Genomic DNA, 24,674 nt, shown 5'->3' with positions numbered 1-24,674 from the left:
ATGTCCATCAAAAAAAATATTTTCCTACTTCATAAAATTTTGGGACTTACAACTGGTTTAGTTGTTTTTATTGTAGCTATTACAGGATGTTGCTGGGCGTTTAAAGACGAAATAGAAAGTCTTTATGACGATTATAAAAAGGTAACTCCACAAAACATCTCCATCTTAACACCAACAAAAGCAAAGCTATTAGCTAAAAAAGTTTTCCCCAACAATACAATTCACGGAACGCTTTTCAAAAAAAAAGACGATGCTATTGAAGTAATCTTTTACGATGCTGAGCCAGAATTTTATCAAAGTGTTTTCCTAAACCCTTATTCTGGTGAAGTGATTCAAGTTGAAAATCACCTTTCGGGTTTTTTTGCTTTTATATTAAAAGGTCATATGAGATTATGGCTTCCGAAAGTAATTGGTGAACAAGTTGTCGGAATTTCCATTCTAGTATTTATTTTAATTATCATTTCAGGGTTTATTTTATGGATACCTAAAAAACGTAAAAATATAAAGCAACGTTTACAGTTTGATTGGAAAAAGACCACACGTTGGAAACGGAAAAACTTTGATTTACACACTGTTATTGGGTTTTACATTAGCTCACTTGCCTTAATATTGGCTTTTACAGGTACTATGATGTCTTATAATTGGCTTAAGTATGTAGTATATAAATCAACAGGAGGCGAAAAAGAGGCACGTTTTATCATTCCTAAAAACCAGCGTAACATTGAGGATAGAGAAACAAAAATTCCTATGGATTTTTTAATCGAAAAACTTTCTATGGAAAATCCAAATGCAGAAAGTTTTGAGCTACATTATCCAAAAACTGAAAATGAAAGTATTTATGTAGAAGTTTCAAATAGTAAAGGACTTTATTATGATTCTGATTTTAGGTTTTTTGATCAAAATACGTTAGAAGAAATTGAAACAACTAGTATCTACGGAAAATACGAAAATGCGAAGCTGGCAGACAAAATACAGCGAATGAATTATGACATCCATATTGGTGCTATTGGTGGAATTGCAGGAAAAATTATTGCTTTTTTAATTAGCTTATTAACCGCCAGTTTACCTGTAACAGGTTTTTTATTATGGTATGGACGTAATTATAAAAAGAAAAAAAGCACCGCTTAAGCGGTGCTTTCTTGTTTTAATTAATATTGTTGTAAGACTTAACCAATCGTATAAATTCACTTCTATAGCCATCTTTATCTATTCCTTTTCCGTTAGAAGCTAATCGGATTACATCTTCAAGATTTCTTTCATTTTTAAATTTAGATTTTCTTAAATACATCCCGAACAAAGCTACTGACGAAGCAAAATTCATATCCGAACTTGGCAATGTAACCACATCTTTAACTATAGTTTCCATTTCAATGCTTTTTTTGCCATCTGGTTTTTTATATCTAAACTTTACGGTTAATAATTCATCTTGAAAAGAACCATTTGAATTTTTCGTGTACTTTAAATCGTGAATTTTATTTAAAAACTTACTCTCCACTCCTACTGGAATTACTTCGTATAAAGCAGTTACTGTATGTCCACTTCCTAGCTCTCCGGCGTCTTTTGTATCATCGATAAAATCTTCATCATTTAGCAATCTGTTTTCATAGCCAATTAAACGATAGGCTTTTACTTTATTCGGGTTAAACTCTACCTGAATTTTTACATCTTTTGCAATGGTATATAGTGTTCCTCCAAACTCTTTTCCAAAAACTTTTTGAGCTTCTTGCATTGTATCAATGTAGGCATGATTTCCATTTCCTTTGTCTGCTAAAATTTCTAGTTTATCATCTTTATAATTTCCGTAACCAAAACCTAAAACCGATAAAAACACTCCTGATTTTCTTTTTTCTTCAATTAACTTTTCCATTTCCTTATTAGAACTTCTTCCTACGTTAAAATCACCATCAGTAGCTAAAATTACTCTATTATTTCCTTTCTTCTTGAAGTTCTTTTCAGCTAATTTATATGCTAATTCTATTCCTTCTCCACCAGCTGTAGAACCTCCTGCTTCTAAATTATGTAGAGCGTTTAAAATCTTTTCTTTTTTATCCCCTGAAGTTGGTTCTAACACTACACCAGCTGCACCGGCATATACTACAATCGAAACTTTATCTTCACTTCTAAGTTGATTAACTAATAATTTGAATGCTTTTTTTAATAGCGGTAATTTGTTACTAGATTCCATAGAACCTGACACATCAATCAAAAAAGTTAAGTTAGATGGTGGCAATTCTTGATTTTCGAATGTTTTACCTTGTAATCCAATTTTGACAAGTTTAGTATTATTGTTCCAAGGTGTTTTCACCAATTCAGTATTGATTGAAAAAGGATGTTCTCCTTGTGGTTGAGGATAATTATAATCGAAATAATTAATCATTTCTTCAATTTTTACAGCATCTGCAGTTATTTCTTGACCATTGTTAATCATTCTTCTGATATTACTATAAGAAGCCTTATCAACATCAATTGAAAAAGTAGATAACGGTGATGTAAACACATGCTCAAACTGGTTTTCTTTAATTTCAGCATAAGAATCTTGGTCTTCTACACGAAAACCTCCTTTTTTAGTGGTAACGATAATACAACCATTTACTGCCGAAGAACCGTATAATTTGGTTGCTTTTTCTGATGTTATTACTTCAACAGTTTTAATATCATTAGGATCTATGCTATTTATCACCGAAATAAACTTTGATGAAACTGGCTTTCCATCTACAATGTATAATGGAGTTTTCTTACTTGGACTTGTTATCTCTTTGTTTGAATTTCTAGAAATTGAAGGACTTGCAATTGTCATTGGTGTTGATATACTGTAGGTTACCGTTGATTTATGTTTTCTAGAGCGAGTACCGTAGCCAGCAACTACAACTTCTTCAAGAGTATTAGAGTCATCTTCCATTAAAACATTAATAAGCGTTCTTTTTCCAACTTTTTCTTCTTTAGTCTTCATTCCAATAAATGAAAAGACCAAAACATCTTTATTGGAGGCTTTGATGAAATATTTACCGTCGAAATCGGTTTGCGTACCGCGAGTAGTTCCTTTTACTATTACTTGTACTCCTGGTAGTGGACCTCTTTCATCCGAAACTACTCCTGAAATTGTTGTTGTTTGCGCTTGTATTATTGATAAGCTACTTATCATTAACACTAGTAGTATTTTTTTTATCATAGTTACTTCATTTATTTTTTATAAAACTATAATCAATCTTTTGTTTATCAAACCTAGAATTAGTGAACTCATACATTTGATACGTAAACTTCTTTTTTTAATGAGCAAAATCAAAAAAAAGCAAAAAAAATAAAATTAATTTCCTTTTTTTCATAGATTTATAACGAAAATGAAAAACTAAAAACCAATCAATCATGATTTTTTACGGAACCAAGGGGGCTCACTTAAAGAGTGAGAAAATTAGTGGTGTTAAGTGTAGCCACTGTGAACAACAAACTTCATACACTGCAAGTATATTTGGTAGATATGCCTACTTATATTGGATTCCTGTTTTTCCTTTAACTAAAAAAGGAGTTGCAGAATGTGACCATTGCAAGGTTACATTAGAACCCAAAGAAATGAACGACCAATTAAGAATGAAGTATGATAATGTAAATCGTAATGTTAAAACCCCTATTACTTATTGGATTGGTTCTTTAATATTAGCGGCAATTATTGCATTTGGAATTTATTCTGTGAATCAACACGAAAAAGATGTTGTGGAATATATAAAAGCTCCTCAAGCTGGTGATGTTGTCGAATATAAACCTTCTGATTTTTACTCTACCTTAAAAATTACCAGAGTAGAAAACGATTCTGTTTATTTTGCGCAAAATAAATTTGAAATAGGAAAACAAAGTAGAATCTACAAAATCGATAAAACAGAGAATTACACGGAGGAGACCTATGGTATTTCGTTAGCTGATTATCAAAATATGTTTGACACTAAAGAGTTCTTAGACGTTGACAGATAACAGTCTCTTTACTTATTTAAAAATTAAATCCAATGTTTTTGTACGTTGGATTTTTTTTGTCTCAGTTTCTATGAACTTTTTCACAAAAAACACCCTTTTAGGAACCTCATACTTAGATATTGATTCTTCAAGTTTTATAGTATTTAATAGCTCATTTTCATCAGCTAAACTTTCATCTCCTTCCACAATCAACACCATTTTTTCACCCAATTGTTGATCTGGAATTCCAATTGTAAAAAATCGTTTACCTAAAACTTTAGAAAGCTTATGTTCTATTATTTCTGGGTGCAATTTTATACCTCCCGAATTAATTACGTTATCATACCTACCAAGCCATTCGAATTCATTCTCTGAAACCAATTGTACTACGTCATTAGTAATTACTAGTTCATCCGAAACTTTTGGTGCTTTAATTACCAAACAACTTCTATTATCTATGTAAATTTCAACATTTGGTAAAGCACAATAAAATGAAGCTCTTTCTTCAATATGATTCAGTTTTTTTACAGCAATGTGAGTAATAGTTTCAGTCATTCCATACGTAGCAAAAACCTTTGTTTTTATATTTTGAATCTGACTTTGAAGTGTTTCCGAAACCACTCCTCCTCCTACAATAAGTAGTTTTACCCTATCTATTTCTTTAATAGAATTCTGAAGCTGTAGGGGAACCATTGCAGAAAAAACATAGCTCTTTTTATTTACAGAAAGCGGGTTTGAAATTGGTTCAATAACATCTATATCCCAACCTAAAACCATCGCTCTAACAAGCATCATTTTACCTGCTATATAATCTGTAGACATACATAAAAGCGCTGAAGCACCTTCCTTTATATTGAAAAACTCTCCAGTTGCTAATGCTGAGTTTTTCATATATTCCTTTTTTAATTGAATTGGTTTCGGAGTTCCCGTAGAACCAGAAGTATTAACAATTAGCACTTCTTTTTTATCAAACCATTCTTTAAAAAAAGTACTAAAAGAATCTGATACATGTAAAGCGTAAGATAACAGTTCTTCTTTACTCTTAAAGCTTTTACCATTCAGCTTAAAACTTGGATGAATATCTAAAAAACTCATTGTAAAAACTAAGCTAATTCTTGAGTTTTCTCTTCAGTCTCAAGGTTAGGTTTTTCAATTCTTCCTGCTATTTTTTCTTTCCAATTAGACCATGAATACTTCTTGGCAAATAACAATAGTAATAAAGGGTAAAAAACTAAAACAGGAATTAAAATATCGAAATAAACATCTGGTTCAGATACATCTTTAAAAATAGAATTTGTCTGAAAAGCAGTCCAATCTGCTGTTACTAATAAAGCTCCGACTAAGTTGTTAGCAGCATGAAAACCTAAAGCTAATTCCAACCCTTCATCTAACAATGTAATTATTCCTAAAAACAAACCTGTTCCTATATAATACACCATTACCACATAGCCTAGTTTTCCAACTTCTGGGTTAGCAATGTGTAATAATCCGAATATAACGGAAGTAATAATTAGCGGAATCATTCTACTCTTAAACTTAGCTCCAATTCCTTGTAAAAGATATCCTCTAAACAAATATTCCTCAAAACTCGTTTGAATAGGTATCATTATAATTCCAATTAAAAAAAGGCCTAAAAACTTATTTAGCTGGAAATTCCACTTCATAGATTCAGGTTCTAAAAAATATCCAACAAAAACAAAACCTGCAGTAATCCCACCCCATATAAAAAAGGCAAACCAGATACGTTTCCAATCAATCTTTTTTCTTGAAGTTGTTAGTGAAGTTATGGTTTGTCTATGAATGTATTTTACCCATAAAAGTAACATCCCTAGAAATACAACAAAGGTTATCATCGACTCAAATAAAACCAAATTTTCACCTTTATCAGCTATCTCTTTCTTTATAGTTGCGTTTTGATCAATATCAAACACTTCAATAGCAACCATGTTTAAAATCACAATTCCAATAAACAAAAAAGGAATCACAATGTATTTCCAAAATCCTAAATCTCCTTTATAAGCTTGTTGAATGTAATTCATATTCTTTTAAATTAAATTAAAGTCCCACTGTAACTTCGAATCGTATAGTAATCCACCTTTATTTACAACCAACGGACTCTCAAAATTGTTTGTAAATAAACCTCCAGTTCCTAAACCCTGAGGCATTTTGCTATGTAATGTATACGTCCATTGCGCAATAGCATTAAGTCCTATATTACTTTCTAGTGCAGAAGTTATCCACCAACCAATATTTTTGCTTTCCGAAAGATTAATCCATTCTTTACTTCCTGCAAATCCACCAACTAAACTTGGTTTTAAAATTATGTATTGAGGGTTTATAGTTTCGATTAACTTCTTTTTATCAGCTATTGAAAAAACGCCAATTAACTCCTCATCTAAAGCAATTGGCAATGGAGTAGTTTCACACAGCTTAGCCATTTCTTGCCACTGACCTTGTTTGATAGGTTGCTCTATAGAATGTAGTTTGAACTTGGATAATTTTTCAAGTTTAACAAATGCTTCTTCAGGTAAAAAAGCTCCATTAGCATCAACACGTAGTTCAATATCTTTTTCAGTAAACTCGTCTCGAATATAGTTAAGTAACCGTAGCTCTTCTTCAAAATCAATCGCACCAATCTTCATTTTTATACATGAAAAACCTTGTTCAATCTTATCTTGAATTTGTTCTTTCATGTATTGTTTATCTCCCATCCAAATCAATCCATTTATTGAAATTGGGCTTTGCTTTTTTGTGAAATCCGAAGGGAACAACTCAAATTTATCATCACTTTTTAACGATAAAAATGCCTGTTCTAAACCAAATTGTATTGAAGGAAATTCAGTAGTGTTTTTTAAGAGTTCCTCTAAACCTAAATGAATATTATTACAAACCCATTGTAGCTTTTCTTCGTAATCAGGGCGATCGTCAATACTTAATCCACGAAATAACCCACATTCACCAACACCTTGTTTTTCTCCGTCTTTTAACAACAAGAAAAATGTTTCCTTGGTTTTTAAAACTCCTCTAGAAGTTCCGCTTGGACGTTTAAATTCTAGAATATACCTGTAAAATTTAGCCTGAGTCAAACTATTAATTTTTCTCTATATATGATTTGAAATTATTTAAATATCCTTGGTCTTGCTCTTTAAAAACTGACTTGAAATAAGGAAAAACACAACTCACTAAATACGAATTCCCTCTACAAACGGAATTATTTGTAATTGTAGTAATACCATTATCAAAACTAAATGTATAGTCATCTGTTTTCAGCATGGTTTCAGCATTAAAAAACAATGTTACTTTTTCGTTAGGAACATACGCCATTACTTTCTCTTGTAATGTAATTTTCTCTCCGTTTTTATTTTCAACAACCATTTTATAAGTACTACCTGTTTTTTCAGGTTTTACATCAATAGGTTCAATTGATTGTAACTCTGGTATCCAATTAGTAATTTTTGAACTATCATTGAATAAAGCAAATACTTCTTCTAAAGGCTTCTGAACCTCTACTTGAGTCGTGTAAGCTGTTTCCTTAAAAATAAGTCCTGTTGATAAGAAAATAACAGCAAACGATATTATGACTCCTAAAATTATTTTGATTATCTTCATTTTAAATTTCTATAGACTGACCTATTTCTAGGATTAACAATTCTTTATTTGCCCCTGAAAACTTTTTCTTAGCATCATCAACATTAATTTCTATTGGCGGAAATGTATTAAAATGACAACCAATTACTTTATTACATTCTACCAAATCAGAAGCTATAATAGCATCTTCCACTCCCATGGTAAAATTGTCTCCAATTGGAAAAATAGATGCTGTTAACTTCGTTGTCATCGGAATTAATTTCATATCCATAGTTACAGCAGTATCCCCAGCTATGTACAATGATTTTTCATTTGTAGTTATAACAAACCCACCTGGTTGTCCACCATAACTTCCATCAGGAAAAGAAGAAGTATGCACCGCATTAACATATTTTGTAGAAAAAACTCTGGTTTTTAGAGTTCCTCCATGATTTAAAGGATGAGATTTGAGCCCTTTTGCTGTGTAATGCAGATATATTTCATAGTTTGAAATTATAAGTGCTCCTGTGTTATTTGCTATAGCTTCAACATCTAAAATATGATCTTGATGTGCATGTGTTACTAAAATATAATCTGCTTTTATTTTAGTAATATCTATATGTGATGCAGCTGAGTTTCCAGTTATAAATGGATCTATTACAATGTGTTTATTTTCTATTTCAATACCAAAACAGGCATGACCGTAGAATGTTATTTTCATGAATTAAGTTGTTGTTTGTTTTTTAATCTTCTTCGAACAAAAATATAAATGGCAGTAGTAATAATTAATAATGGCCAAATAGTAATTAAAAATAAAAACAGTGATTTTAAACCATCAAAACCATCTTTAAAGGCTTTTAAAATATTACCACCAAAACTATCTTCAGTTATTTTCTGTTCGATTTTCTTGTAAAATTTAATTTTTAAAGTAGAGAATGAAACATTGTTCTCTAAAAATTCAAGTCGTCCTTCAGCTCTTTCTATATCTGATCTAACTTGCTCTAATTCCTTTTCAACCTCAAGAATTTCTTTAACGTTTTTTGCTTTCGCTAAAAGTTGTAAATATCTATTCTCTAATTCTTTTTTGGTTTTGATTCTAGCCGAAACATCTAAAAACTCTTCAGTTACATCGCTTACGCTAATGTTTTTTTCATCAAACTCTTTAACACCTTTGGAAATTTCACTTAAAAAGGTATCAAAATTGGTGTTTGGTACTCTAACTGTAATGGTAACATCGTTACTGTAATATCCTTTTTCGCTTTTTTCCTCTGCTATATATCCATTGAACTTTTTTACCGAGGTTTTTATGTTAGTTGTAGTTACACTTAAATCATCAACTTCAAAAGAAACATTACCTCTCTTTATCAGTTTTCTTTGTACAGTTTGGATTTTCTCTTTATTAGGTTGAGTATAATTAAAAATAGCGTGCTCTACCTCATAACTTGGTAGCTCTCCAATATCTTTTAAACTATTACTTTCACTATGACAACTAATTAAAAATAGCACAGTAATATAAATGTAAATTATGTTTTTCATTTTGCTTACTTTTCCTCTAAAGTTACAAAACGTTTCCTAGTCCGAAAAGCAATGCAAATAAAAAAGTACTTAACGCCACTTTCTTTAACTCTCCATCTAATAAACGTTCGTCTTTGTTCTTTTCAACAAAAAACAAATGCTTAATTAATGGAACATAAGCTATGATAAATAAAAATTGAAATGGACTTCTAAAATGAATAACCACGTATAGCAAAGCAAATAAAAATGATGAAGCTATTAGGTAATAGTGATAATATTTAGCGAATTCACTACCTATTTTTACGACTAGTGTATTTTTTCCAACTTTGGCATCATTTACTCGGTCTCTCATATTATTTAAATTCAGTACCGCAGTACTCAATGCTCCAATAGTAAATGCTGGCAAAAATATGGTAAAGTTTAATTGTTTAGTAAACAAGAAATAGGTTCCAACTACAGCTAAAATTCCAAAAAAAAGAAACACAAATAAATCTCCTAAACCACTATAACCATAAGCTGAATTTCCAACAGTATATTTAATTGCTGCTACTATAGAAGCAATACCTAAACCAAAAAACAATAATGAAAACCCAAAATTATCTTTACCAAAAACAACATATATTAAAGCTATAGCCACAATTAAAGTAAAGACTGTCGTGAAAATCATAGCTTTCTTCATTTGTTGAGGAGTAATAGCTCCCGAAGCTACCATTCTTACTTCTCCTTCTCTTTCTTTATCCGTCCCTTTGATTCCATCTCCATAATCATTTGCAAAATTGGATAAAACTTGAAATCCAATTGTAGTTAAAATAGCTAGAGAAAAAATAATTAAGGAATATCCTATATCTATATGATTAACTGTAAAAACAGTTTCACCTTCTATATTAACCTTATTTAAGGTATTATTTATAGGATACCAAACCCCTAAAAAACTTCCAACGATAATCCCTGAAACAGAAAGCGGCAAGGTTCGTAACCTAGCCGCTTTTATAAAGTTTTTAAACATGTATTTAATTTAAAAATTCTAATCGTGTAATTTTCTTACGCACGATATACTTTTTTAACTTTGGTGAAAAGTACTCAAGATTGGTATAGGTAATTCCAACTTTAACTCCTTTCACTTCCTTTCCTAATTCTATCAATTTATCAGAACCTTCAAAATTAGTTAGCCAAACAAACTTTTGAGTTTTACCATCAGTATCTTTGACCTCCACTACATACAAATCTTCTCCAGTAACCTTTTTTAAAGTACCTTCCAAATAAGATTCTGTAGCTTCTTCTTCATAATCTTCATCTCCAGCAATTGCCATTAATACATCAGGACAAAATTTAATCATACCCACACCAACTTTAGCTCCCATTTTTTCACCTTCAGCTCTTCCTTTGGTTAAGTCGAACTTAATTCCTTCTTTAGCTAAATCATCTTGGTATTTTAAATACGATTGCACCATTTGAACTCCTAATTTAGCAGTCAAATCATCTGTACTCATATTTTTGAACTCTTGTTCGTTTTTAGTAAAATACTCACAGATTTCCATTGCCATTTTGTCCATAGCTGAATCTTGAGCATTTAATAGTCCAAATGATAACAATGCAAATAATAGAGATGCAATTTTCTTATTCATAGTTTTAAATTATAAATTGTTAGCTTCCGCAATTAATTCTGCAATATCTTTTACAACAATTTGGTCTTCTTTCAAGTGAAACTTAACACCATCAGTCATCATAGTATTACAATAAGGACAACCCGTTGCTATAATTTCAGGATTTGTTTCTAAAGCATCTTTAGTTCTTAAAATATTGATATCCATATCACCTTTTTCAGGCTCTTTGAACATTTGTGCTCCACCAGCTCCACAACATAAAGCAGTAGATTTATGACGCTTCATTTCTGTTGACTTAACACCTAATCTTTTAATTAAGTCACGAGGTGTTTCATACACATCATTCGCACGACCTAAATAACAAGGGTCATGATATGTTAAACGCTTTCCTTTTAAGTTTTCTCCCTCAATTGTTAATCTACCATCTGCAATCAACTTATTAATGTATTGTGTGTGATGGTACACCTCATATTTGCCTCCTAAACTAGGATATTCATTTTTTAATGTATTAAAAGAGTGCGGATCGCAAGTAACAATTGTTTTTACTTCGTAAGCATTTAATATTTCAATATTTGTCATTGCTTGCATTTGAAACAAAAACTCATTTCCGGCTCTCTTAGCAGCATCTCCTGTTGAACTTTCTTCGGTTCCTAATACTGCAAAATCAACATTAGCTTGGTGTAAAATCTTTACAAAAGATTTTGTTATTTTTTTAGCTCTATCATCGTAACTTCCTGCAGCTCCAACCCAAAACAACACTTCTGGTTGTTTCCCTTGAGCCATCATATCTGCCATTGTTGGTACGTTCATAATATTGTATCGTTTAAGTTGATCTTTAATGTTATTTTTTCTTTTTACTTTCTAGCATTATCTCTTGTTTGTAGACTTTAGCTGTTTCTAAAAGAGTACTTGGTAAAATCTTATAAAACAATGGAGAATCTGGGTCGTAATTTATCATTACCCATTTGTTTTCTGTAGCAGTATCTTTCATAATAATAGTCATTCTATTATTCATCAAAACACTCATTGAACTATCTGACGTAAAAGTAACATCCATATCTTTAGCTTGCATAACACCTTTCATCATTTCTTTAGTCTGAGCGTCAAAAGTTTGTTGATGAAAAGTCATTGTCATGCTCATATTATACGTTATAAAAGCATACGATAAGTTGTCTTTTTCTTCCTTGTAAACTTTAGAAACTTTAAATTCTGGAATCTGTTTAGGAATATCAATAGAATACTCATTACTACCTTCAAAAGTGCTTTTTAAAACAGCTTTCATTTGTTCTTTTGGAACAATATCAAATACTTTTGGATGTGTCATATCTAAAATAGCATCATAATCTCTATTGTTCATATCAACAAACATCTTATTAGCTATTTCATTAATCTCTTGTGAAAAACTCGACACCGAGGTAATTAGAAAACAAATTATAAAACTAAAGCTATATTTCTTAATTAATTTTAAGTTCATCTTTACAGCTTTAGTTATTCGTCTTTCCAATTTAATCTATCCATCTGGCTATACTGCCAAGGTGCACCATTGTTTTCAATGTTAGTCATCATCATATTTAACTCTTGAGGTGCAGCAGACTCTTCCATTACAAGATATCTTCTCATATCCATAATGATAGATAACGGATCTATATTTACAGGACATTCTTGAACACAAGCATTACAACTAGTACAAGCCCATAATTCTTCTCTTGTGATATAATCATCTAATAATTGCTTTCCGTCTGATTTGAACTCTCCTCCGTTAGCGTCAATATTTTTACCCACTTCTTCTAAACGATCACGAGTGTCCATCATAATTTTACGTGGCGATAATTTCTTACCTGTTAGGTTTGCAGGACAAGATGAAGTACAACGACCACACTCTGTACATGTGTAGGCATTCATTAATTGCACCCAATTTAAATCGGTAACATCTGATGCTCCAAATTTTTCAGGAACTTCCTCTTCTCCAGTTTCTTCTGGCATTGCATATGGATCTGCATCAGGGTCCATCATCATTTTTACTTCATTCGTAACAGAAGCTAAATTATTAAATTGTCCTTTTGGATTTAAGTTTGCAAAGAATGTGTTTGGGAAAGCTAGTAAAATATGTAGATGCTTTGAGTAGTATAAATAATTTAAGAAAATTAAAATTCCTACGATGTGTAACCACCAAGCTGTTCTTTCAAACACCATCAAACTTTCTATAGAATAATTTTCGAAGAATGGAGTTGTCAACCAACTACTAATTGGAAAAGAACCTATTATTCCACTTTCATGATAATAATGAGGAGCTTCTAATAATTGAAGTTGCAAATCAGCACCGTTCATCACTAAGAAAAGAGTCATTAAAACAACCTCAAAATATAAAATAATATTTCCGTCATTCTTTGGCCATCCTTTCATTTCCGGGCTCATAAAACGTTTCACTCTTTCAATGTTTCTTCTAAACCAAAAAACAATTACAGCAACAAGAACTAAAAAAGCTAGAACTTCGAAGCTTCCAATTAAAAAGTTATAAAATCCTCCTAAAGGACTTCCAAATATCCTATGTGTTCCAAACAAACCATCAATTACGATTTCTAATAATTCGATATTGATTAGAATAAAACCAATATATACAACAATGTGTAAAACTCCAGAAACTGGACGACGAACCATTTTGTATTGCCCTAAAGCAATTTTTGCCATGTTCTTCCATCGTTCTGGTTTTCGGTCGGTTCTATCGATGTCTTTTCCTAATTTAATATTGCGAATCAGTTTTCGAACATTCATCACAAAATACCCTATACCTGCAATTAATATAAATGCAAAAAAAATGTTTGGTATATATTTTTCCATGTAAAAAAGTTGATTAAAAAATTTAAATAATTAAAAACTACCGTATAGTTGTTTGTTATGAGTGTTTGTTTATATAGTAATTTCTTACTGATTGCTTACGTTATTGCTATTATTATCTTCATTATAAGGTTTTGGTTTTTTACCAAATAATGAAAAATGAACAAAACGTTTAGGGTTTAATTTCATTTCTCTAAGCAACTCTTCCATTTCTTTAGTTGCATTAGCAAGGTTTGTATACAGTTTTTCATCAGAAACTAATTTACCAATGGTACCCTTACCATCCTTAATTCCTTTCATTAAGGAGTTTACATTGTCTAAGGTAGTTTCTAATTTTTTAACCGTAGCACCTAAATCTGCTTTAGCTAAATCTGCTGATACTTTTGAAAAATCATCTGTGATTTTCTTGGTGTTATCTAAAGTTACATCAATCTTGACTTTGTTTTCCTCAACTAATTTATTAAAAGAAACCATTGTTTTATTAAGACTTGTAACAGTACTTTCAATACCTAACAAGCTTCTGTTTAAACTTTGTCTTGCTTTCTTGTCTAAAACTTGATTTATACCCGTTAATAAAGAATCGGCTTGATTTAAAACTCTTTCAATCTTAGACTGTAATGGATTTAACTTTTCTCCAAAAGAAGAAATTAAATCCGACTCTATTTGTCCTTTTAAATAATCACCGGTAACAGCCATATCTCCTTCATAGCTAGGAATAATTGCTAAATTTTGCCCTCCCATTAAACCAGCTGAGTAAATTTTAGCTATACTATTTTTTGAAAACTCAAAATCATCCTCAAGAGATAACCTTACCACTAAAGAACCTCTCTTTTCAGGGTCGGTATTAAAATTAATAGCATCTACTTTACCTACTTTTAGTCCATTAATTGTTACAACACTCGCCTCATTTAATCCATTAATATTTTTATACTCCACAAAAAAGTGACGGGAGTTAGGACTAAATAAATCTTGCCTTTTCATGAAATTATATCCCCAAATTCCTAGAGCTATAATTAACAATGCTATTATTCCTGTTTTGAGTTCTTTTGACATAAGCAAAATTTGGTAGTGACGAAATTACTAATATTTTTTTTGAGAATAGATTAGATTTTTTCTAAATTATTGTTTTTTTAGTGCTTCTCTTATAGATATTTTAGTGCCATTTGAAAAAGCTACAATAAAAGCATCATTGTGACCTGCTTTTTTTGCTTCTTCTAAAGCCTCTTTAACTTTAGCAAAGCTTTCAGAAGAACCATAGTAATACTTATAATACTCGTCAATTACCAGAACCTCTACATTTTCTAAACCTTTAAAGTTAAAATTATCTTGTGATAAATACCTTTTAGAAGCTGCTATTTGAACTTTAAATTCAATCTTTTCAGGCTGATTAACAACAGGTTTTGGTTCTACTTTTTCAGGCTTTGGTTCTTCGACTTTTACAGTTGTATCCTTTTGAGTTGTTGTGTTCTCTTTCGGTGTTTCTTCCTTAATTTTTTCTTTAACTACCTCTTTAATTTCTGGTGCTTTAATAGTTTCTTCAACCTTTTCTTTCTTTGGCGCAGAAACTACAATACTAAAATCTTTTTTGTCTAATAGTTTTTGAGAAGTGGTATCTCTTTTGTAAGACCTTGTTCTTTCTACAGTTGCAACTACGTTAGTTTCTTTAGATTTTTCTTCTGCTTTTTTTGCAGCTATTTGTTCTTGAACAGTATTTAATTTTAATCTCTCAATGTACTTTTCAATTCCTCTTGCTATAGCACTTGCCATTCTTAATTGCCCTGTGCTAGAATTTAAAAAACTTCCTTCAGCTTTATTGGTTAAAAAACCTAATTCAATTAAAACACTAGGCATAACCGTTTCTCTTAACACTAGGAAATTGTCTTGCTTTACACTACGATCAAATCGTTTAGCACTTGAAAAATTATCTTGAACTAAATCTGCAAATGCCAAACTCTCATCTAAATTCTGTTCTTGTAACATTGACAAACTAATTACAGATTCAGGAGAATTTGGATCATAATCATAGTTCTGCTTGTAATTATCCTCTAATAAGATTACAGCGTTTTCTCGTTTTGCAATTTCTAAATTTTGTTTATTCCCACTTAAACCCAGTACAAAAGTTCCTGCTCCGTGAGCTTTAGGATTGGTGTAAGAGTCACAGTGAATAGACACAAACAAATCGGCTTTATTATCATTAGCAATTTTTGCTCTGTTATGTAATTCAATAAAAACGTCTTTATTTCTTGTATAAATCACGTTAATATCTTTGTTTTTCTTAAGCTGCTTACCAACCTCAAGAACCACTTTTAGAGCTATTTTTTTCTCTTGATATCCATTACCCAAATTACCTGGGTCTTTACCACCATGTCCTGCATCTAAAACAACAGTATATTTTTTTTGTGCATCTACTTCAAAATGATTTGAAATAAATAATGTTAAAAACATAACAAAACACATTGTCGATACGTTGCTTTTATATTTGCTGAATTTTAAGAATTGCATCAATAAAATTTAACTATTTTTGGCTTCTGAAATTTGGTACTCCAAAGATTGAGCCATACTTTTATTAAACACAAAAATAGCATTTATCGGATTGAAAGCAAATTCATTGTACATACTTTTAGTTTTCTCCTTTTTTTGTTTTCAAAAAGGTTTAGCTCAAGAAATTGAAAAAAACGAAATTCCAAAACAGGATGTAGTTAAAAAAGATTCTGCTAAAACACTAAGCAACAAGGCTCAAATAGCACTAAAAAAAGGGAATAAACCTGATGTGAAAATTGACTCTACTCGCTCAGACTCGATTATTAAGCCTAAAGAAGTTATTCAATATAATATTTTGCACAATGCAAAAGACTACACCATCCAAAATGCTAAAAAGAAAACAATTACCTTATATAATGAAGCTGAAGTTGATTATGGAGACATCAACCTTAAAGCAGGAAAAATAATTATTGATTATAAAAACAATACTGTATATGCTACAGGTATTGTTGATAGCACAGGTTATGTTCAAAGACCAGTTTTTAAACAAGGTAATCAAGAGTCTGAACAAGACTCAATCTTATACAACTTCAAAAGTGAAAAAGCGCTTATTTACGGAATAAAAACTGTCCAAGGAGAAATGATAACTTATGGTGAAAAAACCAAGCGTGTCAATGATTCTACGGTATATATGAGTAAATTACGATTTACAACTTCTAAGAAAAAAATACCTGACTATTATATTGCAACAAATAAAGCAAAGCTTGTTCCAGGAAAGAAGATAATTGTGGGAGGTAGTAATCTAGTTTTAGCAGATGTTCCTACACCTCTGTATTTACCTTTTGCTTATTTTCCATTAACTAAAGGAAGAACTTCAGGATTTATAATTCCAACTTGGGGAGAAAATAATCAACAAGGTTTCTTTTTACAAAATGGTGGGTATTATTTCGCTTTAAACGATTATTTTGATTTAGAGCTTACTGGTGATATTTATTCTAATGGTAGTTGGGCGATGAATTCCCGATCTAACTATAGGGTACGTTACAAATATTCTGGAAGTTTAAGTTTTAGATATCAGAACTTAACTAATGGTATAAAAGGGTTTAGTGATTTTTCTAAATCAGCAAACTACAATATCTCATGGAACCATCGACAGGATCCTAAAACGAGTCCAAATTCCAATTTATCAGCTCAAGTAAATATTAGTAGTAGCAGTCAGTTTTTCAGACAATCTTTAAATCAAATTGATCAATCTCAACAGTTTAACAACAGTTTTAATTCTTCCATTAGTTATTACAAAAAATTTGTCGGCACACCTTTTAATGCTACTGTTACATTAAGTCATCAACAAAACTCTAACAATGAGAGAGTAACTATGACACTTCCTTCTGTTCAAATAAACATGGATAGAATTTATCCTTTTGCGGGAAAAGGAGGAATAAAGAAAAATCCTTTTCAAAAAATTGGTGTTAACTATAATTTACAAGGTAGATTAGATATTAATACCACTGAAGACGATTTCTTAACCTCTAAAATGTTCGAGGGTTCAAAATCTGGTATGAAGCATGATGTTTCTGCTAACACCAATATTAAAGTATTTAAATACTTTACTTTAAACCCTACTTTTAATTATAGTGATGTTTGGTATTTTAATAGTATCAACAAAAGATATGATACTACAATTCCCAACACAACTACCAATAAATCAGGGACAGTAGTTAACGATACTATTAGCGGTTTTAAACGATTTAACCAATATAATTTTGGAACCAGTCTTAGCACCGTTATATATGGTAATTTTTCTTTTAAAGGAAAAATTAAAGCTATTAGACATACAATAACTCCTACAATTGGGTGGAGCTACAGACCTAATTTAAGAAAACAACACGAACTTACTGTTCAACAAAGTGATGATATCACTGATTTATTAACCTATACTCCTTTTGAAGGAGGAATTTATAGTGAACCATCTGGGGGAATATCGAATGCTTTAACATTTGCAATAAACAATAAGCTTGAAGCTAAAGTTAAACCAAAAGATGAAGATAGCGATGAAGAAGACCGTAAAGTAAATCTAATTAATAATTTAAATTTTAACACAACTTATAATATTGCTGCTGATTCTTTACGCTGGAGTAACGTTAATTTCAATATGGGAATTCCTCTGTTTAAAAATAAGATGATGCTTAATTTTACGGGGTCTTTAGATCCTTATCAAAAGGACGCAAATGGTACTAGAATTAATAAATTCAATCCAGGAATTTTCAGACTAGAAAACTTAGCATTAACCACTGGATATTCTTTGTCAAGTAAAGATTTCGAAAAGAAAGACGACAAAAAAAAGGAAGAAAAAGAAGATAATACAGATAGTAATAATTTGCCAGATGTACTAGGAACAGATATAAATCCTAACAGAGATTTTGCTAACAGAGCCTCAACAGGCAAAACTGGTAAAAGAGAAGAAAAAGTAGCTGAACTTTACCAAAATAAAATGCCATGGAATTTAAGCTTTAACTACAGTATTATATACAATAACAACGGTACCAACTTTGCTGGTATTAGAAACCATGTAACCTCTTTTAATGGAAGCATAGATTTAACCCCAAAATGGAAATTAGGAGTTAACTCTGGTTACAACTTTACCGAAGGTGCATTTACAAATGCTACGTTTAATTTTACTAGAGACTTAGATAGTTGGAGGTTTAATTTTAACTGGACTCCTTTTGGAAGATTCACCTCTTATTATTTCTTTATTGGAATTAAATCTTCAATGTTAAGTGATTTGAAGTGGGATAAAAACCAGCCACCAGATAGACGTTTATTTTAAACAAAACAACAATGAAAAAAATAATCAACACAAGTAAAGCTCCAGCTCCTATTGGACCTTATAACCAAGCTGTTTTATCAGGAAATACTTTATATACTTCAGGCCAAATAGCTATTAATCCTGAAACAGGAGAATTAGTCTTAGATGATATAAAAACAGAAACAAAACAAGTAATGGAGAACATGAAAGCTGTTTTAGAAGCCGGTGGAATGACTTTTGAAAATGTAATAAAAACTTCTATTTTCATCTCTGACATGCATAATTTCTCTCAAATTAATGAAGTTTATGGCTCTTATTTTGATGACGAAAATGCACCTGCTAGAGAAACTGTAGAAGTAGCAAATCTTCCTAAATTTGTTAATGTAGAAATTAGTATGATAGCTATTAAATAATAGTAAGTTACTTTGACTTAATAAAATATATTTAAATAAAAAACCACATAGAAATCTATGTGGTTTTTTCATCATTTAAACTTAACAAATATTTACATAGAAGCAGCATGCTCCAATAAATCTACTATTTTAGTTGCGTATCCGTACTCATTATCATACCATGAGATAACTTTAAAGAAATTCTCGTTTAATTCAATACTTGCATCAGCATCGATAATAGAAGTTCTGATATCAGTAACAAAATCCTGAGATACAACCTCTTCTTCAGTGTATCCAATAATATTTTTAAAATCTCCTTCTGAAGCTTCCTTTAATTTTGCTAAAATCTCTTTTAAAGAAGTAGCTTTCTCCGTTCTAAAAGTTAAATCAACCAATGAAACATCAGCAGTAGGAACACGAACAGCCATTCCTGTTAACCTTCCTTTTAACTCAGGAATTACTTCAGTAACTGCCACTGCAGCTCCTGTAGAAGTTGGAATCATATTTCTTAATACAGAACGACCTCTTCTCCATTTTGAGTTAGGACTATCAACTGCATCTTGTCCAGAAGTAGCAGAGTGAATTGTAGTCATTAAACCTTCTACTAATCCGAAATTATCATGAACAACTTTAGCTAAAGGTGCTAAACAGTTAGTTGTACAAGAAGCATTTGAGAAAATTGTTTCGTCAGCAGTTAACTCGTCATGATTAACCCCCATAACAAACATTTTTGCATCTTTTGATGGTGCAGAAATAACTACTTTTTTCGCTCCACCTTTAATGTGTAAACCTGCTTTTTCTTTCGTTAAAAAGAAGCCTGTAGATTCGATTACATATTCTGCTCCTACTTCATCCCACTTTAAATTCTCTGGATTTCTATCAGCAGTAACTCGAATTGTTTGTCCGTTTACAACTAAGCTTCCATCTTTAACTTCAATAGTTCCATCAAAACGACCATGAACTGAATCGTACTTTAACAAATATGCTAAATACTCAACATCAAGTAAATCGTTTATTGCTACAACTTGTACATTATCTCTTTGTATGGCAGAACGGAACGCTAAACGACCAATTCTTCCAAAACCATTGATTCCTATTTTTATCATTTTTTAACTTGTTTGTTTTTATATATACTTCTTTACGTTGTCATAATATCTGACACTCGTAATAATTCTTTATCTATTGAATGTTGTCCTTTAATTGCTTTTTCTAAGTCGGTTGCCACCACTTTATTGTCCTGTAAACCTACCATTAAGTTTGACTTTCCATCAATTAAAAACTCAACAGCTTTTACTCCCAATCTAGAAGCTAACACTCTATCAAAACAAGAAGGAGAACCTCCTCTTTGCATGTGCCCTAACACAGATACTCGCACTTCATATTCAGGCATATTTTCTTCTACATAATTAGCTAACTGATAAACATTTTTTCCTGATTTATCTCCCTCAGCTACTACCACAATACTTGAAGACTTCCCAGAACGTCTACTTTTTTGCAGTGATTCTAACATGCGTTCTAATCCTAAATCTTCCTCAGGCACTAATATTTCTTCAGCTCCTGCACCCACACCTGCATTTAGCGCAATGAATCCAGCATCTCTCCCCATAACCTCAACAAAAAATAATCTGTTGTGAGATGAAGCTGTATCTCTAATTTTATCGATAGCTTCCATTGCTGTATTTAATGCGGTATCATATCCTAAAGTATGAGAAGTTCCATAAATATCATTATCTATAGTTCCAGGAATTCCAATAACGGGAAAATTGTATTCACTATTAAAAACAACTCCACCAGTAAAAGAACCATCTCCTCCAATAACAACTAATCCGTCTATCTCGTGTTCTTTTAGGTTTTCATAAGCTTTTTGCCTACCCTCTTTAGTCATGAATTCTTTTGATCTAGCAGACTTTAAAATAGTTCCTCCTTTGTGAATAATATTATTTACACTTCTTGCGGACATATTTATAAAATCACCCTCAATCATTCCTTGATATCCTCTGTAAATACCAACACACTCTGTTCTATAATAAGCACAAGCTCTTACGACAGATCTAATGGCTGCGTTCATTCCAGGAGAATCTCCTCCTGAAGTCATTACCGCTATTTTTTTTATTTTTTTTCCCATATGTTCGAATTCAAATTTACTTACTTATTTACAATATTCATTGATAAAAATGCGAAATCGTTTTCGATTTTTCTAGTTTTTTCAAGCTTTTTAAAATATTTAATTACATTAGCAATCAAACCAAAATTATGAAACTTTCTTTTCTAGATTACGCTGTAATTATTGTCTTTTTTGTTATTTCATTACTTATTGGAATTCGTGCTTCTAAAACAGCAGGAAAAAACAGTTCTGAATTTTTTCTTTCAGGAAGAAATATGCCTTGGTGGCTACTTGGAGTTTCTATGGTTGCTACTACATTTGCAGCTGATACTCCTGGTTTAGTAACAGAATTGGTTCGTAAAAACGGAGTTTCTGGAAATTGGGTGTGGTGGGCAATGTTGTTAACTGGCATGCTTACTGTTTTTTTCTATGCTAAATTATGGAGAAAATCAGGTATAACAACCGATTTAGAGTTTTATGAACTGCGTTATTCTGGAAAAACAGCTGGTTTTTTAAGAGGTTTTAGAGCCATTTATTTGGGTGTTATTTTTAACATAATTACTATGGCGGGCGTTTGCTTAGCTGGAGCAAAAATAGCCGCAATTCTACTAGGAATTAGTCAAGCTGAAACACTTATTTACTCTTCTATAATTGTGGTAATTTATTCTTCTTTAGGAGGATTAAAAGGAGTATTACTAACCGATTTTGTGCAGTTTATTATTGCTATGATTGGCTCTATTTGGGCAACTATATATATTGTAAACCTTCCTGAAATAGGAGGAATTGACACTTTACTATCACAATCTTCAGTAGCAAGTAAACTGGACATCTTACCTGATTTTTCAGATACAGATAGCTTAATCACCTTATTCATTATTCCTTTTGCAGTTCAATGGTGGAGTACTTGGTATCCTGGAGCAGAACCAGGAGGTGGTGGTTATATTGCGCAACGAATGCTAGCCGCAAAAGATGAAGAAAACGCTACTTGGGCAACACTTTTTTTTAATTTTGCTCATTATGCTCTTCGTCCTTGGCCATGGATTTTAGTTGGACTTGCTTCTTTAGTTTTGTTTCCAGATCTAGAAAGCATTAATCAAACTTTTCCTAACTTAACTAAGGAGATGCAAGGAGAAGATGTTGCTTATGCAGCCATGATGACTTACTTACCTGCTGGTTTATTAGGAATCGTTTTAACTTCTCTTATAGCTGCTTTTATGAGTACAATTTCAACTCAGTTAAATTGGGGTAGTTCTTATATAGTTAATGATTTTTATGCTCGTTTTATAAATGAAAATGCTTCTGAAAAGCAAAAGGTTGTGGTTGGAAGAATTAGTACAGTTCTATTGATGATTTTTGCCGCTTTGTTCTCTTTTTATCTACAATCTGCTAAAGATGTTTTTGACTTGCTTTTGCAAATCGGTGCAGGAACAGGATTATTATTTATTTTAAGATGGTTTTGGCACAGGATAAATCCATACAGTGAAATTGCTGCCATGGGAATATCATTTATCATTGCTATTTTCTTTTTTATTAATGGAAAAATGGAAACTCCGTTAGTTTCTATTCCTGGTTATATGCAGTTGGTTTTTGGCGTTAGTATAACTACCTTAGGTTGGATTATTGTTACCTTACTAACTAAACCTTCGTCTAAGGATACTTTAGAAAAATTCAATCTACTAATTTTCGGAAATAACAGTAAGTTTAAAAATATGGGTAGTAAAGTTATAGCTTTCTTTGCCGGTACTTTTGGAATTTATTGTTTTTTATTTGCTACTGGTAACTGGATATATGGAAACTTCACCAAAGCAATTATTCTTTCTTTATCAGCATTGGCATGCATGCTAATTATTCAACAATTATGGAAAAGAAAACTTTTAAACTAGTTTAAGAGTACTGAGCGACAATTTTTTGAACACTTGCTTTCTCTAACAGTGTTGGAAACAACTCATTGATAATTGAAAAGCCATCATAATCAATACTCAAGGCATTTTTTAAATGCATGTATGCGTATTGTTCTTTTTCAGCAATCATAAATAAACCAAATAATCTATATTCTAATTCAGCAAACTCCTTATAAATATTTTTTGCTTTGATTAAAATTTTAAGAGCATCTTTAAACTCTCCTTGAAAAATTAATACATCTGCCAACGCTATGTAGACATCTATATCAATATCTCCAAGATCAATACACATTTGATAAGCCTTAACTGTTTCCTCAAAAAAATTAAGCTTAATATTAATATCTGCATACTTTCTCCAATACATAATATTAGTATCGTCGATTTGTAAAGCTTTATTTATATAATAAATTGCTTTATGATAGTTCTCTGCATCGTAATATAAATCTGTTAATAATAACCAAGCTTTATCCAACAAAGGATCTTCATAAACAGCTTTTTTGTAGTATTCTATTGCAGTACCTGGTGCACCTAATTTTTCGTAACACTCTCCTATTCTTACATAAGCATAAGCAGTTGGATCATCTAATTCAAGTGTTACTAAGTAATTTTCAATTGCCTCTTCAAAACGACCTACCTGCTCCAAAGATTTTGCCTTTTCTAAATAACCTCCAATAAAAGTTTCATCAATAATTACAGCATAATCAAATGCTCTAATTGCATTCTCATAGTCTTGAATTTCAAAATACTGCTTTCCTAATTGATGCCATGCTACCTCACTGTATGGATTTTTATTTAAATATTTCTCGAGAAAACTAATAGATTGCTCAAAATCCTCTTGCATTTCAAAACAATAAACAATATTGTACAGAGAAGAATAATCCTCATAGTCTACATCGATACATTTGGCAAAATTTAATCGAGCATTATCATAATCATCCATATACAAATACTCCATTCCAATCATAGCCCAAACATCAACTGGATCTTCAACATAATCCAACGACTTTTTAAGAACCTCTATAGCTTCTTCGTGTTTTTTATACTTTGATAATATTACTGCCTTTTGGAAAAATAACTCATCATTATTAGGCTCTACAGCCTCTATCTCTTTTATCAAAGCTACAGCAGATTCAAAATCATCATCAAAAATGAAAACTTCAATCTTTAGTAATTTTAACGTAATTGAGTGCGGATGTTGAGCTAAACCTAATTGAATAGCTTTCTTGGCTAATGCATGTTTTCCTATATTTAAATAATGCTGAATAATCTCTTCAAATTCAGTAGCATCAAAGAAATATACATCATTAGTTTTTAACATTGATTCAAACTTTGATAAAGACATAAGATGTAAGTTTGTGTTCCTATATAAATCTACTACAAGAAGTAGTTTTTATAACAATTTGACGTTTTAGTTTTCAACAAATTAATTAACAAAAACACACCTAGTTAAAACCGCAAAATTACCCTTAAGTATTTGTTATTATTCAATTTGAAATCCCTAATTATTTTTCTATATTTGAAAAGAGT

Annotated in this window: 22 protein-coding genes; 5 read left to right on the top strand and 17 right to left on the bottom strand. The window is 31.2% G+C overall.

Annotation, left to right across the window (positions count from 1 at the left end):
• On the top strand, positions 1-1,128 hold the full coding sequence (locus EV195_RS05495; RefSeq protein ID WP_132793770.1) for a PepSY-associated TM helix domain-containing protein: 1,128 nt from the start codon (positions 1-3) through the stop codon (positions 1,126-1,128).
• Positions 1,129-1,144: 16 nt separating this feature from the next.
• Here EV195_RS05495 and EV195_RS05490 read toward each other — a convergent pair whose 3' ends face one another.
• The gene (locus tag EV195_RS05490) at positions 1,145-3,169 is read right to left on the bottom strand and encodes a vWA domain-containing protein (protein ID WP_132793768.1); all 2,025 of its coding nucleotides are present in this window, start codon (positions 3,167-3,169) and stop codon (positions 1,145-1,147) included.
• Between the two features lie 194 nt (positions 3,170-3,363).
• Here EV195_RS05490 and EV195_RS05485 point away from each other — a divergent pair, with 194 nt between their 5' ends.
• Entirely contained in the window at positions 3,364-3,963 is a 600-nt protein-coding gene (locus EV195_RS05485; protein ID WP_132793766.1) for a hypothetical protein, read from the top strand.
• A 12-nt stretch (positions 3,964-3,975) separates the two neighbouring features.
• Here EV195_RS05485 and EV195_RS05480 read toward each other — a convergent pair whose 3' ends face one another.
• The 13 genes from EV195_RS05480 to EV195_RS05420 all read right to left on the bottom strand — a co-directional run bounded on the left by EV195_RS05480 (position 3,976) and on the right by EV195_RS05420 (position 15,908).
• On the bottom strand, positions 3,976-5,037 hold the full coding sequence (locus EV195_RS05480; protein ID WP_132793764.1) for an AMP-binding protein: 1,062 nt from the start codon (positions 5,035-5,037) through the stop codon (positions 3,976-3,978).
• Positions 5,038-5,045: 8 nt separating this feature from the next.
• Entirely contained in the window at positions 5,046-5,981 is a 936-nt protein-coding gene (locus EV195_RS05475; RefSeq protein ID WP_132793762.1) for a CPBP family intramembrane glutamic endopeptidase, read from the bottom strand.
• Positions 5,982-5,987: 6 nt separating this feature from the next.
• The gene (locus EV195_RS05470) at positions 5,988-7,028 is read right to left on the bottom strand and encodes an o-succinylbenzoate synthase (RefSeq protein WP_132793760.1); all 1,041 of its coding nucleotides are present in this window, start codon (positions 7,026-7,028) and stop codon (positions 5,988-5,990) included.
• Positions 7,029-7,032: 4 nt separating this feature from the next.
• Positions 7,033-7,551 (bottom strand): SRPBCC family protein, encoded by a 519-nt coding sequence (locus EV195_RS05465; RefSeq protein WP_132793758.1) that lies wholly within the window; start codon positions 7,549-7,551, stop codon positions 7,033-7,035.
• A 1-nt stretch (position 7,552) separates the two neighbouring features.
• Positions 7,553-8,230: a metal-dependent hydrolase gene (locus tag EV195_RS05460; protein ID WP_132793756.1), complete on the bottom strand. Its 678-nt coding sequence runs from the start codon at positions 8,228-8,230 to the stop codon at positions 7,553-7,555.
• Positions 8,227-9,045, bottom strand: coding sequence for a DUF4349 domain-containing protein (locus EV195_RS05455; RefSeq protein ID WP_132793754.1), 819 nt, complete (start codon positions 9,043-9,045; stop codon positions 8,227-8,229). The genes EV195_RS05460 and EV195_RS05455 overlap by 4 nt, the downstream gene beginning before the upstream one ends.
• Positions 9,046-9,067: 22 nt before the next feature.
• A complete protein-coding gene (menA, locus tag EV195_RS05450) occupies positions 9,068-10,030 on the bottom strand; it encodes a 1,4-dihydroxy-2-naphthoate octaprenyltransferase (protein WP_132793752.1) in 963 nt (320 codons plus the stop codon).
• 4 nt (positions 10,031-10,034) lie between these two features.
• Positions 10,035-10,649, bottom strand: coding sequence for a hypothetical protein (locus EV195_RS05445; protein WP_132793750.1), 615 nt, complete (start codon positions 10,647-10,649; stop codon positions 10,035-10,037).
• Positions 10,650-10,658: 9 nt separating this feature from the next.
• A complete protein-coding gene (locus tag EV195_RS05440) occupies positions 10,659-11,438 on the bottom strand; it encodes a (Fe-S)-binding protein (protein WP_132793748.1) in 780 nt (259 codons plus the stop codon).
• A 31-nt stretch (positions 11,439-11,469) separates the two neighbouring features.
• Positions 11,470-12,102: a hypothetical protein gene (locus EV195_RS05435; RefSeq protein WP_132793746.1), complete on the bottom strand. Its 633-nt coding sequence runs from the start codon at positions 12,100-12,102 to the stop codon at positions 11,470-11,472.
• A 14-nt stretch (positions 12,103-12,116) separates the two neighbouring features.
• On the bottom strand, positions 12,117-13,466 hold the full coding sequence (locus EV195_RS05430; RefSeq protein WP_132793745.1) for a 4Fe-4S dicluster domain-containing protein: 1,350 nt from the start codon (positions 13,464-13,466) through the stop codon (positions 12,117-12,119).
• 84 nt (positions 13,467-13,550) lie between these two features.
• Complete coding sequence (locus EV195_RS05425; protein WP_132793743.1) at positions 13,551-14,516, bottom strand: MlaD family protein; 966 nt, start codon at positions 14,514-14,516, stop codon at positions 13,551-13,553.
• Positions 14,517-14,582: 66 nt separating this feature from the next.
• Positions 14,583-15,908, bottom strand: a complete 1,326-nt coding sequence (locus tag EV195_RS05420) for an N-acetylmuramoyl-L-alanine amidase family protein (protein WP_243693073.1) — start codon at positions 15,906-15,908, stop codon at positions 14,583-14,585.
• A gap of 163 nt (positions 15,909-16,071) precedes the next feature.
• Here EV195_RS05420 and EV195_RS05415 point away from each other — a divergent pair, with 163 nt between their 5' ends.
• Both EV195_RS05415 and EV195_RS05410 read left to right on the top strand, forming a co-directional pair.
• A complete protein-coding gene (locus EV195_RS05415) occupies positions 16,072-18,771 on the top strand; it encodes a putative LPS assembly protein LptD (RefSeq protein ID WP_243693072.1) in 2,700 nt (899 codons plus the stop codon).
• Between the two features lie 11 nt (positions 18,772-18,782).
• Complete coding sequence (locus EV195_RS05410; protein WP_132793737.1) at positions 18,783-19,163, top strand: RidA family protein; 381 nt, start codon at positions 18,783-18,785, stop codon at positions 19,161-19,163.
• A 92-nt stretch (positions 19,164-19,255) separates the two neighbouring features.
• On the opposite strand, the gene gap is transcribed toward EV195_RS05410, so the two are convergent.
• Both gap and pfkA read right to left on the bottom strand, forming a co-directional pair.
• Positions 19,256-20,248: a type I glyceraldehyde-3-phosphate dehydrogenase gene (gene gap, locus EV195_RS05405; RefSeq protein ID WP_132793735.1), complete on the bottom strand. Its 993-nt coding sequence runs from the start codon at positions 20,246-20,248 to the stop codon at positions 19,256-19,258.
• A 32-nt stretch (positions 20,249-20,280) separates the two neighbouring features.
• Positions 20,281-21,267, bottom strand: coding sequence for a 6-phosphofructokinase (gene pfkA / locus EV195_RS05400; protein ID WP_132793733.1), 987 nt, complete (start codon positions 21,265-21,267; stop codon positions 20,281-20,283).
• 128 nt (positions 21,268-21,395) lie between these two features.
• On the opposite strand from pfkA, the gene EV195_RS05395 reads away from it, so the two are divergent.
• The gene (locus tag EV195_RS05395; protein WP_132793731.1) at positions 21,396-23,129 is read left to right on the top strand and encodes a sodium:solute symporter family protein; all 1,734 of its coding nucleotides are present in this window, start codon (positions 21,396-21,398) and stop codon (positions 23,127-23,129) included.
• A gap of 1 nt (position 23,130) precedes the next feature.
• On the opposite strand, the gene EV195_RS05390 is transcribed toward EV195_RS05395, so the two are convergent.
• A complete protein-coding gene (locus EV195_RS05390) occupies positions 23,131-24,489 on the bottom strand; it encodes a tetratricopeptide repeat protein (protein WP_132793729.1) in 1,359 nt (452 codons plus the stop codon).
• Positions 24,490-24,674: the final 185 nt, after the last annotated feature.

It is taken from the genome of Tenacibaculum skagerrakense (assembly GCF_004345825.1).
GTDB classification, from domain to species: Bacteria; Bacteroidota; Bacteroidia; order Flavobacteriales; family Flavobacteriaceae; genus Polaribacter; species Polaribacter skagerrakensis.
This window is presented reverse-complemented; position numbering and strand designations above follow the sequence as displayed.

What these genes read in the sequence shown, in the direction of transcription:
- EV195_RS05495 (WP_132793770.1), top strand. Translation starts at nt 1, where the DNA reads ATGTCCATCAAAAAAAATATTTTCCTACTTCATAAAATTTTGGGACTT.
- EV195_RS05490 (WP_132793768.1), bottom strand. Translation starts at nt 3,169, where the DNA reads ATGATAAAAAAAATACTACTAGTGTTAATGATAAGTAGCTTATCAATA.
- EV195_RS05485 (WP_132793766.1), top strand. Translation starts at nt 3,364, where the DNA reads ATGATTTTTTACGGAACCAAGGGGGCTCACTTAAAGAGTGAGAAAATT.
- EV195_RS05480 (WP_132793764.1), bottom strand. Translation starts at nt 5,037, where the DNA reads ATGAGTTTTTTAGATATTCATCCAAGTTTTAAGCTGAATGGTAAAAGC.
- EV195_RS05475 (WP_132793762.1), bottom strand. Translation starts at nt 5,981, where the DNA reads ATGAATTACATTCAACAAGCTTATAAAGGAGATTTAGGATTTTGGAAA.
- EV195_RS05465 (WP_132793758.1), bottom strand. Translation starts at nt 7,551, where the DNA reads ATGAAGATAATCAAAATAATTTTAGGAGTCATAATATCGTTTGCTGTT.
- EV195_RS05460 (WP_132793756.1), bottom strand. Translation starts at nt 8,230, where the DNA reads ATGAAAATAACATTCTACGGTCATGCCTGTTTTGGTATTGAAATAGAA.
- EV195_RS05455 (WP_132793754.1), bottom strand. Translation starts at nt 9,045, where the DNA reads ATGAAAAACATAATTTACATTTATATTACTGTGCTATTTTTAATTAGT.
- menA (WP_132793752.1), bottom strand. Translation starts at nt 10,030, where the DNA reads ATGTTTAAAAACTTTATAAAAGCGGCTAGGTTACGAACCTTGCCGCTT.
- EV195_RS05445 (WP_132793750.1), bottom strand. Translation starts at nt 10,649, where the DNA reads ATGAATAAGAAAATTGCATCTCTATTATTTGCATTGTTATCATTTGGA.
- EV195_RS05440 (WP_132793748.1), bottom strand. Translation starts at nt 11,438, where the DNA reads ATGAACGTACCAACAATGGCAGATATGATGGCTCAAGGGAAACAACCA.
- EV195_RS05435 (WP_132793746.1), bottom strand. Translation starts at nt 12,102, where the DNA reads ATGAACTTAAAATTAATTAAGAAATATAGCTTTAGTTTTATAATTTGT.
- EV195_RS05430 (WP_132793745.1), bottom strand. Translation starts at nt 13,466, where the DNA reads ATGGAAAAATATATACCAAACATTTTTTTTGCATTTATATTAATTGCA.
- EV195_RS05425 (WP_132793743.1), bottom strand. Translation starts at nt 14,516, where the DNA reads ATGTCAAAAGAACTCAAAACAGGAATAATAGCATTGTTAATTATAGCT.
- EV195_RS05420 (WP_243693073.1), bottom strand. Translation starts at nt 15,908, where the DNA reads ATGTTTTTAACATTATTTATTTCAAATCATTTTGAAGTAGATGCACAA.
- EV195_RS05410 (WP_132793737.1), top strand. Translation starts at nt 18,783, where the DNA reads ATGAAAAAAATAATCAACACAAGTAAAGCTCCAGCTCCTATTGGACCT.
- gap (WP_132793735.1), bottom strand. Translation starts at nt 20,248, where the DNA reads ATGATAAAAATAGGAATCAATGGTTTTGGAAGAATTGGTCGTTTAGCG.
- pfkA (WP_132793733.1), bottom strand. Translation starts at nt 21,267, where the DNA reads ATGGGAAAAAAAATAAAAAAAATAGCGGTAATGACTTCAGGAGGAGAT.
- EV195_RS05395 (WP_132793731.1), top strand. Translation starts at nt 21,396, where the DNA reads ATGAAACTTTCTTTTCTAGATTACGCTGTAATTATTGTCTTTTTTGTT.
- EV195_RS05390 (WP_132793729.1), bottom strand. Translation starts at nt 24,489, where the DNA reads ATGTCTTTATCAAAGTTTGAATCAATGTTAAAAACTAATGATGTATAT.